Source organism: Nocardioides sp. PD653-B2, from assembly GCF_002117935.1.
Lineage (GTDB): Bacteria > Actinomycetota > Actinomycetes > Propionibacteriales > Nocardioidaceae > Nocardioides.
Window position 1 is genome coordinate 1 of the sequence record NZ_BDJE01000039.1, and the last position, 17,863, is coordinate 17,863.

Below are 17,863 nucleotides of genomic sequence, written 5' to 3' on the forward strand. Positions count from 1 at the left end.
CTTCCTCAACCACCGGGGTGGCGGTGGTTTCGAGACAGGACTTCGTCCTTCCTCAACCACCGCGTGCGACAGGACTTCGTCCTTCCTCAACCACCGGGGTGACGGGGGCGATGAGAATGTCGGCGCATGGGTGTCTGATGAAGGCAGGACGACGACCGCGAAGGAGCAGAGCCATGAGTCTCAACGACGTTCCCGGCGAGCCGATCTGGATCGAGCTGTTCACGTCCGACACCGAGGCCGCGACGAGGTTCTACGGCGGGCTGTTCGGCTGGACGGCGCGCGGCAGTGGCGAGGAGTTCGGCGGCTACATCACGTTCGGGCGCGACGGCGCGCCGATCGCCGGCTGCATGAAGAACGACGGCACGGGCGTGGACGGCTGGAACGTCTACCTCGAGAGCAACAACGCAGCCGACACCGTCGAGATGGCGAAGGCGAACGGCGGGCAGGTCCTGCTCGAGGCCATGCCGGTCGGCGACCTCGGCCACATGGCGATGGTGACCGACCCGGCCGGTGCCGCCGTCGGCATCTGGCAGCCGCACTCGATGACCGGCATCTCGACCCGCGCCGGGGAAGGGGCACCGGGCTGGTTCGAGGTGCTGAGCAGCGACTACGACGCGGTGATCCCGTTCTACGAGAACGTCTTCGGATGGGACACGCACACGATGGCCGACACCCCGGGGTTCCGGTACACGACGCTGGGCAGGGACGAGGACGCCCTGGCCGGGATCATGGACGCATCCGGGTTCCTCGGCGACCGCCCGTCGCACTGGCACTTCTTCATCGTGGTCGGCGACACCGAGGCCGCCGTGGCCCGCGCGTCGGAGCTCGGCGGCACCCAGGTCACCGCGCCCGAGGAGACGCCGTACGGCCGGGCCGCGACCCTGGCGGACCCGAGCGGGGTCGAGCTCCTGGTGATGGGCCCGAACCCGGCCTGAGACTCACCAGCCCGGCAGCACCAGGGCCGCCCACACCAGCAGCGGGCCGACGAGCACGACGATCACGCTGTAGGTGAGGATCTGGTGGTAGTACTTCTCCTCCCCGATCGAGTCCGGGCGGTTCGCGAGCATCAACGCTCCGTTGGTCGAGAAGGGACTCACGTCGACGATCGTCGACGACACCGCGAGCGCCGCGACGAAGAGGCCGGCGCTGACCCCGCCGTCGGCGACCAGCGGGATCGCGATCGGGATGATCACCGGCAGGAGTGCGGTCGAGGACGCGAACGCCGACACCACGCCGCCGACGTAGCAGAGGATCAGCGCGCCGACCACCGCGGTGCTGAACCCGGCAGCCCAGTTGCCCACGAACTCCGGCGACCCGGCGGTGGTGAGGATGGTCGCGTAGGTGCTCACGCCGGCTACGAGGAGCACGGTCGGCCAGGCGATCTGCCTGACGGTGTCCTTGTTCTTCTGAGGAGCGAGCACCGAGAGGATGACCGCGGCCGTGATCGCGACGAAGCCGATGTTCTTGTCGAAGATCAGCGAGACGAGCGCGACGCCGACGAACGCGAGCAGGGTGAGCACCTGGTCACGACCCACGCGGGTGTCCACCGCGACCGCCGTGCCCCCACCGGATCCGGATGCCTCCTCCTCCGGGTCGACCCGGCGCGACATCAGCTCGCGCCCACCGAGCACGACGAAGAGGATCGCGGCCAGGATCGTGTTGATCACCAGGCTGGAGAGAAAGACCGTGATCTCGCTGTTCGGCAGCCCGTTGTCGGCCATCACCGAGTTGGTGATCGTGCCGTAGATGCTGATCGGCGAGAAGCCGCCTGCCTGGGCGCCGTGCACGACGAACATGCCCATCATCAGCGGGCTGATGCCGTAGCGGCCGGCGAAGCCGAGCGCGATCGGGCCGATGATCGCGCAGGCCGCGGGGCTGACCGCACCGATGGCGGTGAGCACCGCGGTGACGCCGAACATCACCCACGGGATCAGGGCGACCCGGCCGCCCACGCCCTTCACGGCGGATCTGACGATCAGGTCGACGGTGCCGTTGTTGCGGGCGATCGCGAAGAGGAAGGTCACCCCGATCAGGGTCAGGATCAGGTCGCCGCTGACGCCGGCGAGGATCTCCTTCTCGTCGAGGTGCAGCGAGTACATCCCGACCAACCACGCCGCGACGTACGCGAGCGCTCCCATGTTGATCGGCAGCACCGTGCCGACGACGAACAGCGCGACGAGGGCGAGGATCGCCACCCACTCCGGTCCCATGAACGCAACCTCTCGTGGCCGGCGGGCGAGGGTCCCGAGTGACCCCGCTCACACCCGCGGCTCTGCCCCCAGCCGACCCGGTACGGCGCCGAGTGTCAAATAGGCTGCCCGGGTGACGGGACTGGAGGAGCTGGCCGTGGTGGTCACGGGCCTGGTCGCCGGCATCATGACCTCGACCGTCGGCGTGGCCTCGCTGCTGAGCTTCCCGGTGCTGCTCGCGGTCGGTCTCCCCCCGGTGGTCGCGAACGCCTCCAACACGATCGGGATGACGCCCGCCAGCCTGACCGGGTCGTTCGGCTACCGGTCCGAGCTGCGCGAGCACCCCGTCGTCACGGCCACGATCATCGGGACCTGCGCCCTCGGCTCGGTGGGCGGCGCCGCCCTGCTCCTGGCCCTGCCGCCCGGTGTCTTCGAGGCCGTCGTCCCCTGGCTGATCCTCGGCACCTGCCTGCTGGTCGGTGCGCAGCCCCGGATCAGCCGCTGGCTGCGGAAGGCAGCCGAGGCGGCGCCACCCCACGAGCGCACCCGCCTCTCCCCCGTCACGACGGTCTTCTCCACCGTCGTCGGGGTGTACGGCGGCTACTTCGGTGCCGGGTCCGGCGTGATGATGATGGCCGTCCTCGGCTTCGGCTCGAACCTGGACTTCCGGATCGTCAATGCACTCAAGACCCTGGCGATCCTCGCCAGCAACCTGGTGGCGAGCGTGATCTTCGTCTTCGTCGCCGACCTCGACTGGCTGGCGATCGTGCTGCTCGCCAGCGGGTCGATCGTCGGCGGCTACGTCGGTGCGCGCATCGGGCGGCGCCTCAACCCGACGGCCCTGCGCGCGCTGATCGTGCTGGTCGGCGTCACCGCCGCGGTGTCGATGCTCCGCTGACGCCCTGGGCCGCGGCCGAGTCCGGGAACATCCGGTCGAAGCGGTGGAACAGCCAGTCGCTGAGCCGCGGGGCCGAGATGTTGAGCAGCTCGCCGACGTTGCCGGCCCAGGTGTTGACCGTGAGCGGGCGGTCCTCGAGCGCGCGCACGATCCGGCGGGCGGCCAGCTCGGGCGTCGCGCCGCGGCCGGCGTACGCCTCGGTGGGCGCGGACATCGGGGTGCGCACCAGCGAGAACCGCATGTTCGTGAACGTCACGTTGTCGGCGTAGGCCTCCCGCCCCGCGATCCGGCTCCACGTGTCGAGCGCGGTCTTGGAGGCGATGTAGGCGCTGAACTTCGGCGCCTTCATCTGCACGCCCCACGTCACGATGTTGACCACGTGGCCGAAGCGCTGGGCGCGCATCGCCGGCAGCAGCCCCATCGTCAGCCGCACCGGGCCGAAGTAGTTGATCGCCATGGTCCGCTCCACGTCGTGGAACCGGTCGTAGGACAGCGCGAGCGAGCGCCGGATCGAGCGGCCGGCGTTGTTGACCAGGTAGTCGACCGCACCGTGCTCGGCGAGCAGGCGGGCGACCAAGGCGTCGACGGCGTCGCCGTCGGTGAGGTCGCAGACGTACGACGCCGCCCGGCCATCGGCCGCCTCGATCGCGGACCGGACCCGCTCCAGCTCGTCGGCCCGGCGGGCGACCAGCAGCACGGTCGCGCCCCTGGCCGCGACCGCGCGCGCCGTGGCCTCACCGATGCCGGACGACGCTCCCGTGACGAGCACGGTGCGGCCGCGCAGCGGACCGGGTCGTCCGAGGAGCCGGCGTACTCGCGCCGTCGGGGTCGCGAACAGGAGTGTCACGAGGCGACCAGCGGCCAGGGCCGGGCCTTCTCGAGCTGGGCGGAGAGCGAGAAGAGGGTCGCCTCGTCGTCGGTGCGCCCGACGAGCTGCACCGCGACCGGGAGGCCGTCGGAGCCGATGCCGCACGGGACCGACGCGGCCGGGTTGCCGGCGACGTTCCACAGCGCGGCGTACGCGATGGAGGGCATGGAGCGCAGCGCCGCGCGGACGGTGCCGACCCCGTCGAGGCGGCCGACCCTCGGCGGGCGCTGCGCGATGACGGGCGTGAGCAGCACGTCGACGGAGTCGAAGACCCGGTTGGCCTTCGCGGAGACCTTCTCGGTCTGCCCCATCGCCCAGTCGACGACCCGCGGTGTGACCCACGAGCCGAGCCGGTAGGTCTCGCGGGTGCGCCGCTCGAGCCGGTCGTAGTGCTGGACCTGGTCGGCCTCGGCGCGGATGCCGCCGAGGAACTGCGGGACGAACGCCGCCGTCGGGTCGGGGTAGTGCGGGTCGACCTCGCGGACGTCGTGGCCGAGCTCGCCGAGGAGCCGCGCCGTCTCCTCGACCGCGCGCACGTGGACCGGGTCGGGTTTCACACCCAGGCTCACGGCCGTGACCGACCAGCCGATCCGCAGCCGCCCCGGCTCGCGGCCGACCGCGTCGACGAACGGGGCGTCGCCGCCCGCGGTGTAGAGGTCGCCGTCGACGTTGCCGCGGATGGCGTCGTACACGAGGGCGCTGTCGAGCACGCTGCGGGTCAGCGGCCCGGCGGTGCCGAGCGCGAACCAGAGGTGCGGGTGCGGCGCCGTGCTGACCCGGCCGCGCTGCGGCTTGAGCCCGAAGAGCCCGCAACTCGCGCTGGGGATCCGGATCGAGCCGCCGCCGTCGCCGCCGATCCCGACGGGGACCATGCCGGAGGCCACCGCGACCGCCGTACCGCCGCTGGAGCCGCCGGGCGTGCGGGTGCGGTCCCACGGGTTGCGGGTGACGCCTCGGGACGCCGACTCGGTGAAGGGGAAGGCGCCGAACTCCGGCATCGTGGTCTTGCCGACGATCACGGCGCCGGCGGTCCGCAGCCGCAGCACGATCTCGGCGTCGGCCGCGACCGGCGTCGTGTTGGCGTCGCCGCCGAACGTCGTGACCGTGCCGGCGACGTCGATCTCGTCCTTGATGGCGATCGGGACGCCGTGCAACGGCCCGACGCGCCCCCCCGAGGCGAGCGCCGCGTCGCGGGCTTCGGCCTCGGCGATCGCCTCGTCGACCAGCACGCGGGAGAACGCGTTGAGGTCGCGGTCGCGCTCGTCGATCCGGCCGAGGGCCTGCTCGACGACGCCGCGCGCGGAGATCTCGCCCCCGGCCACGCGTCGTGCGGTCTCGGCCACACCCACCATGCTCAGGTCGCTCATGGCGGAACACTAGCCACTAGGCCAACGAGTCGAGCCAGGCAGTGTGGAGGTCGGAGAAACGGCCGTCGCCGGCGGCGATCAGGTCGGCCGGCGAGCCGTCCTCGACGATCCGGCCGTGCTCCATCACCAGCACCCGGTCGGCGATCTCGACGGTCGAGAGCCGGTGGGCGATGATCACCGCGGTGCGGCCGGCGAGCACGGTGCGCAGCGCCTGCTGGACGAGCTGCTCGCTGGGCACGTCGAGCGACGAGGTCGCCTCGTCGAGGATCAGCACGGCGGGGTCGGCGAGGAACGCCCGGGCGAAGGCCACGAGCTGACGCTGGCCGGCGCTGAGCCGGCCGCCGCGGTTGCTGACGTCGGTGTCGTAGCCGTCGGGCAGCGCGCTGATGAAGTCGTGGGCTCCGAGGGCGGTCGCGGCGGCCACGACCTGCTCGGTGGTCGCCTCGGGGTGGCCGAAGCGGATGTTGTCGGCGACGGTGCCGGAGAAGAGGTAATTCTCCTGGGTGACCATCACGACCTGGTCGCGCAGGTTGTCGGAGGTCAGCTCGCGCAGGTCGACGCCGTCGAGCAGCACCCGCCCGCCGACCGGGTCGTAGAACCGGGTGGCCAGCTTGGCCAGCGTCGTCTTGCCGGCGCCGGTGGTGCCGACCAGCGCCAGGGTCTGGCCCGCCGGCACGGTCAGGTCGAGGTCGGGCAGCACCGGCCGGTCCTCGACGTAGGAGAACCGGACGTGGTCGAAGCGCAGCTCACCCTGGCTGACCGGGAGGTGGAGCGGCTGCTCCGGCTCGGGGACGTCGGGCTGCTCGTCGAGCACACCGGCGAGCTTGTCGAGCGCGGCCGAGGCCGACTGGAAGGTGTTGTAGAACTGCGAGATCTCCATCATCGGCTCGAAGAACTGGCGCAGGTAGAGCAGGAACGCCGCGAGCACGCCGACGGTGATGTCGCCGTGGTAGGCGCGGTAGCCGCCGTAGACGAGGACCACCGCGATGGTCACGTTGCCGATCAGCCGGATCGCCGGCATGAACCAGGCGACCAGCCGGAAGGCGACCAGGTTGGCCGCGCGGTACTGGTCGTTGACGTCGTCGAAGATCTCCTGGTTGCGCGGCTCGCGGCGGAAGGCCTGGACGGCGCGGATGCCGCCCATCGACTCGACGAAGTGGACGATGACGAGCGCGACCTTCTCGCGGGTGACCTTGTAGCTCTGCGCTGAGGCCTTGCGGAACCAGTTGGTCAGCAGCGCGAGGAAGGGGCCGCAGATCAGCGCGACCAGGCCGAGCTTGACGTCGAGGAAGAGCAGGATGCCGGCCGTGCCGACCAGGGTCAGCGCCGCGGTCACCAGCCCGTCGAAGCCGGTCTCGAGCATCTCGTAGATCGCGTCGACGTCGGAGGTCTGCCGCGAGATCACCCGGCCGGAGGTGTAGCCGTCGTGGAACGCCGGGCTCAGCGCTTGGAAGTGGCGGAAGATCCGGCGGCGTACCTCGAAGAGCACGTCCTGGCCGATCCGCCCCGAACGCACCAGGAAGAGGTTGCGGGCGATCGCCTGGGTCAGCGTCGCGACCAGCATCAGCCCGACGACGAGGAACAGCGGCTCCAGGTCGCCGGAGGCCTGGATCGGCGCGATGCCGTCGTCGATGCCCTCCTTGACCAGGTAGGGGATGGAGAGCCGGGCCGCGTTCTCGACGACGACGATCGCGACCAGGACCTGGATGGCGCGCCGGTAGGGCGCGAGCAGCTGGCGCAGCAGCCGCTGGGACCCGCCGCCGAGCCCGGCGGTCATCTGCTCGGCGGCCTCGTCGGCGTCGGCCTCCGCCACACCGCGCCAGCGCGGGGCGTCCTCGTCGGTCTGGTCGCTCACCGCACCTCCCCCGTGCTCTCGAGGGCGTCGCCGGAGAGCAGCCGCTGGTAGGCCGGGACGGTCGCGAGCAGGTCGCGGTGGTCGCCGACATGGGTGATCGTGCCGCGCTCGATCAGCGCGACCCTGTCGGCCAGCAGCACGGTCGAGGCGCGGTGGGCGACGACGAGGCCGGTCGTGTCGGCGAGCACCCGGCGCAGCGCCTCCTCGACCAGCTTCTCGGTGTGCACGTCCAGGGCCGACAACGTGTCGTCGAGGATCAGCACGGTCGGCTTCGCGAGCACCGCCCGGGCGAGCGCGAGCCGCTGCCGCTGCCCGCCGGAGAGCGCCATGCCCTGCTCGCCGATACGCGTCTCGAGGGCCCACGGCAGGTCCTGGGCGAAACCGGCCTGGCTGACGGCCAGCGCCGACTCGATCTCCTCCTCGGTGGCGTCGGCACGACCCAGGGTGAGGTTCTCCCGCGCGCTCATCGAGAAGAGCGTCGGCTCCTCGAAGGCGGTGGCGACCAGCTGGCGCAGGTGGCCCAGCCGGAGCTCGCGGACGTCGACGCCGTCGATGGTGATCCGGCCGCCGGTGACGTCGTACAGCCGGGGCACCAGGGCGGTGAGGATGCTCTTGCCGGAGCCGGTCGCGCCGACCAGCGCCACCGTCTCGCCGGGCGCGATGTCGAGGTTCACGTCCCTCAGCACGAGCTCGTCGGGCGCGTCGGGGAAGGCGAAGTCGACGTGCTCGAAGCGGACGTGGCCGCGCGGCTCGCGGATCTCGCGGGTGCCCGTCACGATGGCCGGCTCGGTGTCGAAGATCTCGAGGATCCGGGCGCTCGACGTCATCGCCTCCTGGGCCATCGCCAGGATCACGCCGAGCGACGCGACCGGCCAGACCAGCGAGAGCATCAGCGTCAGGAACGCGACCAGCTCGCCCGGCGACAGGTAGCCCTTGCCGACGCCGATCGCGCCGAGCAGCAGGACCACCGCGACGGCGAGGTTGGGGATGACCTCGAGGAACGTCCAGAAACGAGCCGAGAGACGGACCTTGTCCATGCTGGTGTCGTGGAGCCTGCGGGCGGCGGCCTCGTAGCGCTTCGAGACGTGCTCGCTGCGGCCGAAGGACTTGATCACCCGGATGCCGACGGCACCTTCCTCGGCCAGGGTGGCGAGGTCACCCTGCTCGTCCTGCACCCGTCGCGAGACCAGGACGTACTTCTTCTCGAAGCGCATCGACAGCCACACGATGGGCGCGGCCGTGGCGGCGACGACCAGGCCGAGCGGCCAGTACATGTGCAGCAGGACGATCGTGACGATCGTGACCTGGAGGATGTTGATGACCAGGAACAGCAGGCCGAAGCCGGCGAACCGCCGCAGCGCCGAGAGGTCGGTGGTCGCCCGGGACAGCAGCTGGCCGGACTCCCAGCGGCTGTGGAAGCTCATCGGCAGCTGCTGGAGGTGGTCGTAGAGGTCGCGCCGCATCTCCGTCTCGAGGCCGAGCACGGCGTTGGACTGCACCCACCGCCGCACCCAGATCAAGAACGCCTCGACGACGCCGAGACCGAGCGCGAGCAGACCCAGCGGGAGGAGCGCTCCCAGGTCGTGGTCGGTGATCGGGCCGTCGATGATCGCCTTGGTGACCAGCGGGATCCCGATGGACAGCGCCACCCCTCCGAGCGCGGCCACCATCATCACGACCAGGGCCGTGGCGTGAGGACGGAGGTAGCCGCGCAGCCGCCAGAGCGAGTGCACGCCAGCAGGAGGCTCCTGGGCCGGAGCGGGGCCGAGAGGATGGCGCATCGCTGGTCGATCCTAGGTCGCGCCACCGACCCCGGCGACGGGTTATCCGGTCGCCAGCAGCCCGCGCACCACGCGCAACCCGACCGAGAGCCGGGCCAGGTCGGCCTGGTCGTCGGCGCAGATCTCCTCGAGCGTCGCGGTCGCCCGGGGAACGAGGACGTCGTCGGCGTCCTCCCAGGCGGCGATCCGCGCCTCGACGGAGTCGTCGGCCGCGGTCGTGGCCAGCACCTGGGCGGTGAGCTGTGCGTGGACCGCGTGCAGGTCGTCGCGCAGGGCCGCCCGGGCCATCGTCTGCCACCGGTCGTCGCGCGGCAGCGCCAGGATCCGCTGGACCAGCATCGGCAGGCCGAGTCGCTCCGCCAACGCGAAGTGCACCCGGGCCACGACGACAGGGTCGAGACCCTCGCGGCCGGCCACCTCGATCACGCCGAGCAGCATGTACGCCGGCGGCAGGACCGCCACCCGGCGGGCGAGGTCCTCCGGCACACCCTCGGCCGTGAGCCGGTCGCGTCGCTCCTCGTACGCCGCGAGCTCGCGGCCGGTCATCAGCTCGGGCAGCTCCGCCATCACCCGCTGGACCGGCTCGGCGAACTGCTGGACGGTCCCCCTGGTGTCGAGCGGGGGCCTCCGGTTGTTGACGAGCCAGCGCGACGCGCGCTCCACCAGGGTGCGCATCTCGAGCCGCATCCGGGTCTGGACGCCGGCGTCGAGCTGGTTGTCGAAGGTCATCAGCTCCTGGCGCAGGGGCAGCGACCCGAAGATCTCGCGGGCGGCGAAGTTGGCCCGGGTCAGCTCCTCCGCGGTCGCGCCGGTCTCGCCGGACAGGCGCGGCCAGTAGGTCATGCCGGCGCCGTTGACCAGGTCGTTGACCACCTGGGTCACGATGATCTCCCGCCGCAGCGGGTGGTTGCCCACCTGGTCGGCGAAGCCTTCGCGCACCGCGGTCGGGAAGTAGGCCCGCAGGTCGTGGTCGAGGTACGGGTCGTCCGGGAGGTCGGAGGCGAGCAGCTCGCCCTCGAGGACGATCTTGGTCCACGCGAGCAGCACCGAGAGCTCCGGCGCGGAGAGCGCCTCGCCGCGGTCGAGGCGCCGGCGTACCTCCCGGCTCGTGGGGAGGCCCTCGAGCTGCCGGTTCAGGACGCCGTCGCGCTCCAGCTTGCGCATCCAGTCCTCGTGCACGTGCAGCAGCGACGTGCCGTGCGCGATGGAGTTCGCGAGCGCGACGTTCTGCTCGTAGTTGTCCCGCAGCACCAGCTGGGCGACCTCGTCGGTCATCTCCGCGAGCAGGTGGTTGCGCTGCTTCTCGGTGAGGTCGCCGTCCTTGACGACGCGGTCGAGCAGGATCTTGAGGTTGACCTCGTGGTCGGACGTGTCGACGCCGGCCGAGTTGTCGATGAAGTCGGTGTTGATCCGGCCGCCCGCGCCGCCGCGCCCCTCCCGGGCGTACTCGACGCGGCCGAGCTGGGTGAGCCCGAGGTTGCCGCCCTCACCGACGCACTGGACGCGCAGGTCGCGCCCGTCGACGCGGATGCCGTCGTTCGCCTTGTCGCCGGCGTCGGCATGGGTCTCGCCGGAGCCCTTCACGTAGGTGCCGATGCCGCCGTTCCACAGCAGGTCGACCGGCGCGAGCAGGATCGCGCGCATCAGCTCGGCGGGCGTCATGACCTCCACGTGCCGGTCGATGCCGAGCGCCTTGCGCACCGCGTCGTTCAGCGGGATCTTCTTCAGCGAGCGCGAGTAGACGCCGCCGCCCTCGGAGATCAGGGCGTGGTCGTAGTCCTGCCAGCTCGAGCGGGGCAGCGCGAACATCCGCTGCCGCTCGGCGTACGACGTCGCCGCGTCGGGCGTCGGGTCGAGGAAGATGTCGCGGTGGTCGAAGGCCGCCACGAGACGGGTGTGCTCGGAGCAGAGCATGCCGTTGCCGAAGACGTCGCCCGACATGTCGCCGATGCCGACGCAGGTGAAGTCCTCGGTCTGGCAGTCGATGCCCCGCTCGCGGAAGTGCCGCTGCACGGACACCCAGGCACCGCGGGCCGTGATGCCCATGGCCTTGTGGTCGTAGCCGACGGACCCGCCGCTCGCGAAGGCGTCGCCGAGCCAGAAGCCGTAGTCCTTCGCGACACCGTTGGCGATGTCGGAGAACGACGCGGTGCCCTTGTCGGCGGCCACGACGAGGTAGGAGTCGTCGCCGTCGTGGCGCACGACGTGCTCGGGCGGCACGGTCTCGCCGTCGACCAGGTTGTCGGTGATGTCGAGCAACCCGGAGATGAAGGTGCGGTAGCAGGCGACGCCCTCGGCCAGCCACGCGTCGCGGTCACTCGGGTCGGGCAGCTGCTTGCAGAAGAACCCGCCCTTCGCGCCGACCGGCACGATCACGGTGTTCTTGACCATCTGCGCCTTGACCAGGCCGAGCACCTCGGTGCGGAAGTCGTCGCGACGGTCGGACCAGCGCAGGCCACCGCGGGCGACCGCACCGAAGCGCAGGTGCACACCCTCGACGCGCGGCGAGTAGACGAAGATCTCGTACTTCGGTCGCGGCTCGGGCAGGTCGGGGATCGCCGACGGCTCGAGCTTGAACGAGATGTAGGACCGCGCGCCGGAGCCGTCGCGGGCCGGCTGGAAGTAGTTGGTGCGCAGCGTCGCGCCGATGTGGGTCAGGTAGGACCGCAGGATCCGGTCGTGGTCGAGGCTGGCGACGTCCTCGAGGGCGCGGGTGATCCGCTCCTCGACCATGGTCGTGCGCTCGCGGTCGGCGGTCGGGTCGAAACGGATCTCGAAGAGCAGCACCAGCAGCCGGGTGATGTCGACGTTGTTGCGCAGCGCGTCCTCGATGTAGTCGAGGGCGAACGGCGAGTTCCCCTGCCGCATGTACTTCGCGTACGCCCGCAGCACCGTCGCCTGGCGCCAGGTCAGGCCGGCCGCGAGCACCAGCCCGTTGAAGCCGTCGATCTCGTTGTGGCCGTCCCAGACCGCGCGGATCGTGTCCTGGAAGAGCTCGCGGGAGTTCTCGGGCAGCGCCTTGCCGTAGCGCAGGCCGAACTCGTAGATGTACGACGGCCGCTCGAGGCCGTCGAGCTCGTAGGGCCGCTCGTCGATGACCTCGACGCCCATCGACGACAACATCGGCAGGATCTGCGACAGCGAGAGCGGCGGGCCGACCCGGTAGACCTTCAGCCGGGCCTCGCCGCGACCGGCGTCGAGGTCCTGGTAGAGCGCGAGGTCGATGCCCGCAGCCTCGCCACCGGGGAGCTCGTCGAGGGTGAGCGCCTCGAGCCGGCCGAGGTCGACCGCGCCGACCCGGGGAGCGAAGTCCTCCTTGTAGGCCTCCGGGAAGGAGTCGAGGTAGCGCCGGGCGAGGCGGGCGCCGACCTCCTCGCCGTACTCCGCGATGACGGCGGTGGTGAAGTCGTCGCGCCAGGAGCGGGACGCCTCGATCAGGCGGCGCTCGAGGTCACCGCTGTCGACCTCGGGGATCGTCGACCCCTTCGCAGGGTGCACGACGAAGTGCACGCGGGCGGTCGTCGACTCGGTCAGCCGCACGGTGAACTCGACGGAGTCGCCGCCCAACCGGTCCTTGAGGATCTGGGAGAACCGCTCGCGGACGTTGGTGTTGTAGCGGTCGCGGGGCAGGTAGACGAGCACCGAGACGTAGCGGCCGTAGGTGTCGCGCCGGATGAAGAGCCGCAGCTGGCGGCGCTCGCGGGCATGCATCGCGGCCTCGGCCATCGGGGCCAGCTCGTCGACGCTGGTGTGGAAGAGCTCGTCGCGGGGGTAGGTCTCGAGCGTGTCCATCAGGGCCTTGCCGTCGTGGCTCTGCAGCGAGAACCCGATCCGCTTCAGGACCGCGGCCGCCCGCTCCCGCAGCAGCGGGATCCGGGTCAGCGACTCGGTGTAGGCCGCGCTCGAGTAGAGGCCGAGGAAGCGCCGTTCGCCGACGACCTGGCCGTCCTCGAACTTCTTCACGCCGACGTAGTCGAGGTAGGCCGGCCGGTGCACGGTCGAGCGCGAGTTGGCCTTCGTGAGCACCAGCAGGGTCTTCTCGCGCGCCTTCGCCCCGGCCATCGGCGGCAGCTTCCCGGAGGACGCCGACATGTCCTGGTCGGCGCGCAGGATGCCGAGCCCGGTGCCGGGCACGCCGCGCAGGTACTCGTCGTCGCCGTGCTGCTCGAGCCGGTACTCCCGGTAGCCGAGGAACGTGAAGTGGTCGGCTGCCAGCCACTGCAGCAGCCCGCGGGCCTGGTCGACCTCGTCGGGGTCGAGGGGCAGGTCGGCGCTGTCGAGCTCGGCGACGATCCGGTGGACCTCGGCGTGCATCTTGTCCCAGTCCTCGACGGCCTCGCGCACGTCGCGCAGCACCCGCTGGAGGGACTCCTCGAGCTCGGCGACGTCGAACCCGTCGGGGATCCGGTCGATCTCGATGTGCATCCACGACTCGCGGTCCGACTCGGTGTCGGAGTCGGGCTCGCCGTCGGCGACCGGGCGCACCTCTCGCAGGGCGCCGGTGATGTCGCGGACGACGTCGAAGAGCGGGTGCACCACGGTGTGCACGTCGTGCAGCTGGCGGGAGAGCTCCATCGTCAGCGAGTCGACGAGGAACGGCATGTCGTCGACGACGACCTCCACGACCGAGTGCCCCGCGGCCGACCAGCCCTCGTCGGCCAGGCTCGGCGTCGACACCCGCACCCGGGCGGTGCCCTGGGGCCGGTTGGCCGCGAGCTGGTAGTGCGACGCGAACGCGCCGTACACGTCGGCACCACTGCGGTCACACACGTCCTCGGCCGCCACGTGGCGGTAGTAGGCGCGGATCAGGGCGTCGACGGAGTCGCGCGGCGGACCGCCGGTCCCCCGTCCGCTCCTGGCCAGCTCGATGGCCTCGGTGAGAAGGGCGGACTTGTCCTGATCGCGCGTCGTCGTTGACACGCCTCCGACACTAGGACCCGCCCGTCACCGGGGCCAACACGGGGCGGTTACCCGCGAGTCGGATCGGTCCCTCCCGGTGGTTGAGGAAGGCGCGCAGCGCCTGTCTCGAAACCCCCGTAGCCCACGCGCACACCAGGTGGCCGGTCGACTCACCGGGTTTCGAGACGGTTGCTGCGCAACCTCCTCCACCGCCGGGCGGACCTGCGCCATCGTCGGTCGAGTAGCGAGCGCAGCGAGCGTATCGAGACCACCGTGCTCCCGGTCTCGATACGCCCGTCGCGAGCTCGTCCCTCGCTCGCGGGGCTACTCGACCTGGCTGCTGCCTCGTCGTGACCCGAGCGAGCTCGGGCCACGACGGCAGCTCACAGCTCGGAGCGCAGGTCCCACAGCAACGGGTAGTACTGCACGGGCAGGCGAGAGCGGAGGTACGTCGAGCCGCTGGAGCCGCCGGTGCCGGACTTGGCGCCGATCATCCGCTCGACCATGACGACGTGGCGCGCGCGCCAGCTGGCGGCGAGCTCGTCGTGCTGGAGCAGCGCCTCGGAGAGCGCCCACACGACGGCGTGCCGGGAGCGGTCGTGCGCGACGGTGCGCAGCGACGCCGAGACCTCGGCGTCGGTCCCGGCCGGGAGGCCCTCGCTGCGGAGCACCGCGAGGAACGCGTCCCACAGAGTCGGCTCGGCGAGGCGGGCGCCGAGGCGGTCCTTCTCGGCCTCGGTGAGCCCGCGGAAGCGCTCGACGTACGACGGGTCCTTGGCACCCGACAGGAACTCGAGCTCACGGAACTGCACCGACTGGAAGCCGCTGGCCGGTGCCAGCCGCTGCCGGAACTCCAGGAAGTCCTGCGGGGTCATCGTCTCCAGGACGTCGATCTGCTGGACCAGGACCCGCTCGATGACGTGCACCCGCGCCAGGAGGTGCTGGGCCCACCACAGCCGGGCACCCTGGACGCCACCGAGCATCGCGTCGCGCGCGGCGCCGACCTCGTGCAGCAGCTGCTTGAACCACAGTTCGTAGACCTGGTGGATCGTGATGAACAACAGCTCGTCGTGCGCCGGGGGGTCTGACTCGAGGTGCTGGGCGTCCAGCAGCTGGGGCAGCCGCAGGTAGCTGCCGTAGGTCAGCTGTGCCCCCTGCTCGCCGAAGGACACGAAGTTCTCAGTCATGACCCGACCCTAGTGTCGCGGGTCACGAAGGGTTTCCCGAGACGGCCGGACCGGCATGATGGCCGACATGAAGCTCCGACACGAGATCACCTACGACGCGCCTCCCGCCGAGGTGTTCGAGATGCTGTCCGACCCGGCGTTCCGCGAGGCGTGCTGCGACGCCCAGGACGTGATCTCGGCCGAGGTCAGCCTCGAGCGCAGCGGCGCGGGGTTCACCCTGACCATCGACCAGATGCAGCGGACCGACGACCTCCCGGCGTTCGCGCGGACGTTCGCGGGCGACTCCACCCGGGCGATCCAGCGCGAGGTGTGGGAGGACTCGACCAGCGGCACGCTGCGCATCGAGGCGCCCGGCAAGCCGTCGGAGATCAACGGCACGATCACGCTGCGCCCCGAGGGCTCCGGCTCCCGCGAGATCATCGAGCTCGACCTGAAGATCAAGGTCCCGCTCATCGGCGGCAAGCTCGAGAAGCTGCTCGCCGACAGGGTCACCGCCGGCGTGGAGTCCGACCACTCGGTCGGCGTCGCCTGGCTGGCCGGGGACCGCTGATGGCGACGCGGTTCACCCACACCCTGACGTACGACGCCCCGCTCGCCGAGGTGTCCGCGATGCTCGACGACACGACCTTCCGCGAGGAGGTCTGCGCGTTCCAGCGGGTGCTGCGGGCGACCGTCGAGGTGGACGACACCCCCGAGGGCATGCGGGTCGTGGTCGACCAGGTCCAGGCGGCGCACGGCATCCCGTCGTTCGCGAAGAAGTTCGTCGGCGACGAGATCCACATCGTCCAGACGGAGGTCTGGAGCTCGGAGACCCGAGCCGAGCTGCACGTCACCATCCCGGGCAAGCCCGGCGAGATGACCGGGACCATCGCGCTGACCGAGGCCGGCGCGACGACCACCGAGACCGTCGACGTCGAGGTCAAGGTCAACATCCCGCTGGTCGCGGGCAAGATCGAGAGCCTCATCGCCGACATGCTCCGCAAGGCGCTGGTCGCCGAGGAGTCCGTGGGCCGGGACTACTTGTCCCGCTGAGCCTCGTCCGACGCGGCGTCCTCGAGCGCGTCGTGGCGCCGGCGCACGACGATCACCCCGGCGAGCAGCAGGAACGGCCCGAACGCCAGCCCCAGCGTGAGGGCCTTCTCGACGGGGTGCAGCGCGCCCAGGTGCAGGGCAACCAGCCAAACCGTGACATTCATCGCGGCCCATTCTCCCCCGGAGGGGGAATCCCCCGGACACCTCCCCTGGTTGATCAAGTGTTCAACGACCACGAACCAGAGGAGCACCCGCATGCCTGACCTGTTCGAGAGCCTCACCGTCCAGTCCTGGGACCTGAAGAACCGCCTCGTGATGGCGCCCCTGACCCGCAACCGCGCCGAGGGCACCGTCCCCGGCGACCTGGCCGTGGAGTACTACGCCCAGCGCGCCTCGGCCGGGCTGATCATCACCGAGGGCTCGCAGCCCAGCGCCCGGGGCCAGGGCTACTTGAACACGCCGGGCTTCCACTCCCCCGAGCAGCTCGCGGGCTGGCGTCGCGTCGCCGACGCCGTGCACGCGAACGGCGGGCGCATCGTCGCCCAGCTGATGCACGTCGGCCGGATCTCCCACCCCGACAACACCGGCGGCCAGGAGATCATCGCGCCCAGCGCGCTCGCCGCACCGGACGAGATGTTCACCGCCGACGGCATGAAGCCCTACCCGGTGCCGCGGGCGATCGAGACCGACGAGATCCCCGCTGTCATCGAGGAGTACGTCACGGCCGCGCGCAACGCGGTCGAGGCCGGTCTCGACGGTGTCGAGGTGCACGCCGCCAACGGCTACCTGATCCACCAGTTCCTCGCCCCGGGCTCCAACGAGCGCACGGACGAGTACGGCGGGTCGCCCGCCAACCAGGCCCGCTTCGCCATCGAGGTCACCCGGGCCGTCGCCGAGGCGATCGGCGCCGAGCGCGTCGGCATCCGGATCTCGCCGGCCCACAACATCCAGGGCGCGACCGAGACCGACGAGGCCGACGTCGCCGCGACGTACACCACGCTGATCGAGGGCATCGCCCCGCTCGGCCTGGCCTACCTCAGCGTGCTCGCCGACCCGAGCGACGAGCTCGTCCAGAAGCTCCGCAAGGACTTCGGCGGCGTGCTGATCGCCAACGACGGCTTCGGCGAGATCACCACCCGTGAGAAGGCCCAGGCGATCCTCGACCAGGACCTCGCCGACGCAGTCGCGGTCGGCCGGCTCTTCCTGGCCAACCCGGACCTGCCGAAGCGCTGGGAGACCGGGGCCGAGCTCAACGAGCCCGACCCCGACACGTTCTACGGCGGCGGCGCCGAGGGCTACACCGACTACCCCTCGCTCGCCAGCTGACCGTCGCCGGTCACCCCATGTAGGGGTAGCGGTAGTCCTTCGGTGGCACGAACGTCTCCTTGATCGACCGCGGTGAGGTCCAGCGCAGCAGGTTGACCGCTGCGCCGGCCTTGTCGTTGGTGCCGGACGCGCGGCCGCCGCCGAAGGGCTGCTGTCCGACGACCGCACCGGTGGGCTTGTCGTTGACGTAGAAATTGCCGGCCGCGAAGCGCAGCGCCTCCTGGGTCCACGCGATCACCCGGCGGTCCTGGGCGATGACCGCACCGGTCAGGGCGTACGGTGCGACCGACTCGAGCTGGTGCACGACCTTCTCGTAGTCGCCGTCCTCGTAGACGTGCACGACCAGGATCGGGCCGAAGTACTCGGTGGAGAACATCTGGTCGGTCGGGTCCGTGGACTCGACCACGGTCGGGCGCACGAACCAGCCCACCGAGTCGTCGAGCGTGCCGCCGGCCAGGACC

General features: G+C 71.0%; 14 protein-coding genes. 5 read left to right on the top strand and 9 right to left on the bottom strand.

Annotated elements, in window-relative coordinates; genetic code table 11:
* Positions 1 to 173: 173 nt before the first annotated feature.
* Entirely contained in the window at positions 174 to 935 is a 762-nt protein-coding gene (locus tag PD653B2_RS16870; RefSeq protein WP_085873562.1) for a VOC family protein, read from the top strand.
* A 3-nt stretch (positions 936 to 938) separates the two neighbouring features.
* Here the strand turns inward: PD653B2_RS16870 and PD653B2_RS16875 are convergent, their stop codons facing one another.
* A complete protein-coding gene (locus PD653B2_RS16875) occupies positions 939 to 2,210 on the bottom strand; it encodes an SLC13 family permease (protein ID WP_085873563.1) in 1,272 nt (423 codons plus the stop codon).
* 112 nt (positions 2,211 to 2,322) lie between these two features.
* Here PD653B2_RS16875 and PD653B2_RS16880 point away from each other — a divergent pair, with 112 nt between their 5' ends.
* The gene (locus tag PD653B2_RS16880; RefSeq protein ID WP_085873564.1) at positions 2,323 to 3,087 is read left to right on the top strand and encodes a sulfite exporter TauE/SafE family protein; all 765 of its coding nucleotides are present in this window, start codon (positions 2,323 to 2,325) and stop codon (positions 3,085 to 3,087) included.
* Here PD653B2_RS16880 and PD653B2_RS16885 read toward each other — a convergent pair.
* The 6 genes from PD653B2_RS16885 to PD653B2_RS16910 all read right to left on the bottom strand — a co-directional run bounded on the left by PD653B2_RS16885 (position 3,059) and on the right by PD653B2_RS16910 (position 15,044).
* Complete coding sequence (locus PD653B2_RS16885; protein WP_242665320.1) at positions 3,059 to 3,934, bottom strand: SDR family NAD(P)-dependent oxidoreductase; 876 nt, start codon at positions 3,932 to 3,934, stop codon at positions 3,059 to 3,061. The genes PD653B2_RS16880 and PD653B2_RS16885 overlap by 29 nt on opposite strands.
* Positions 3,931 to 5,322 (bottom strand): amidase, encoded by a 1,392-nt coding sequence (locus tag PD653B2_RS16890; protein ID WP_085873565.1) that lies wholly within the window; start codon positions 5,320 to 5,322, stop codon positions 3,931 to 3,933. Before PD653B2_RS16890 ends, PD653B2_RS16885 begins: the two co-directional genes overlap by 4 nt.
* Positions 5,323 to 5,338: 16 nt before the next feature.
* On the bottom strand, positions 5,339 to 7,177 hold the full coding sequence (locus tag PD653B2_RS16895) for an ABC transporter ATP-binding protein (RefSeq protein WP_242665321.1): 1,839 nt from the start codon (positions 7,175 to 7,177) through the stop codon (positions 5,339 to 5,341).
* Positions 7,174 to 8,958, bottom strand: a complete 1,785-nt coding sequence (locus PD653B2_RS16900) for an ABC transporter ATP-binding protein (RefSeq protein WP_085873566.1) — start codon at positions 8,956 to 8,958, stop codon at positions 7,174 to 7,176. The genes PD653B2_RS16895 and PD653B2_RS16900 overlap by 4 nt, the downstream gene beginning before the upstream one ends.
* Positions 8,959 to 9,000: 42 nt before the next feature.
* On the bottom strand, positions 9,001 to 13,878 hold the full coding sequence (locus PD653B2_RS16905; RefSeq protein WP_085873567.1) for an NAD-glutamate dehydrogenase: 4,878 nt from the start codon (positions 13,876 to 13,878) through the stop codon (positions 9,001 to 9,003).
* 362 nt (positions 13,879 to 14,240) lie between these two features.
* Complete coding sequence (locus tag PD653B2_RS16910) at positions 14,241 to 15,044, bottom strand: tryptophan 2,3-dioxygenase (RefSeq protein WP_085873568.1); 804 nt, start codon at positions 15,042 to 15,044, stop codon at positions 14,241 to 14,243.
* Positions 15,045 to 15,111: 67 nt separating this feature from the next.
* Here PD653B2_RS16910 and PD653B2_RS16915 point away from each other — a divergent pair, with 67 nt between their 5' ends.
* Positions 15,112 to 15,594 (top strand): DUF2505 domain-containing protein, encoded by a 483-nt coding sequence (locus PD653B2_RS16915; RefSeq protein WP_165763513.1) that lies wholly within the window; start codon positions 15,112 to 15,114, stop codon positions 15,592 to 15,594.
* Complete coding sequence (locus PD653B2_RS16920; RefSeq protein ID WP_085873570.1) at positions 15,594 to 16,076, top strand: DUF2505 domain-containing protein; 483 nt, start codon at positions 15,594 to 15,596, stop codon at positions 16,074 to 16,076. The genes PD653B2_RS16915 and PD653B2_RS16920 overlap by 1 nt, the downstream gene beginning before the upstream one ends.
* On the opposite strand, the gene PD653B2_RS16925 is transcribed toward PD653B2_RS16920, so the two are convergent.
* Complete coding sequence (locus PD653B2_RS16925; RefSeq protein WP_133059087.1) at positions 16,061 to 16,240, bottom strand: hypothetical protein; 180 nt, start codon at positions 16,238 to 16,240, stop codon at positions 16,061 to 16,063. The two genes, PD653B2_RS16920 and PD653B2_RS16925, sit on opposite strands and share 16 nt — an antisense overlap.
* Before the next feature lie 91 nt (positions 16,241 to 16,331).
* Here PD653B2_RS16925 and PD653B2_RS16930 point away from each other — a divergent pair, with 91 nt between their 5' ends.
* Positions 16,332 to 17,402 carry an alkene reductase gene (locus PD653B2_RS16930; protein ID WP_085873572.1) on the top strand — a complete coding sequence of 357 codons (1,071 nt, stop codon included), beginning with the start codon at positions 16,332 to 16,334 and terminating at the stop codon, positions 17,400 to 17,402.
* A gap of 10 nt (positions 17,403 to 17,412) precedes the next feature.
* On the opposite strand, the gene PD653B2_RS16935 is transcribed toward PD653B2_RS16930, so the two are convergent.
* On the bottom strand, positions 17,413 to 17,863 hold a 451-nt coding region (locus PD653B2_RS16935; RefSeq protein WP_123061249.1), incomplete at its 5' end, for an aldehyde dehydrogenase family protein.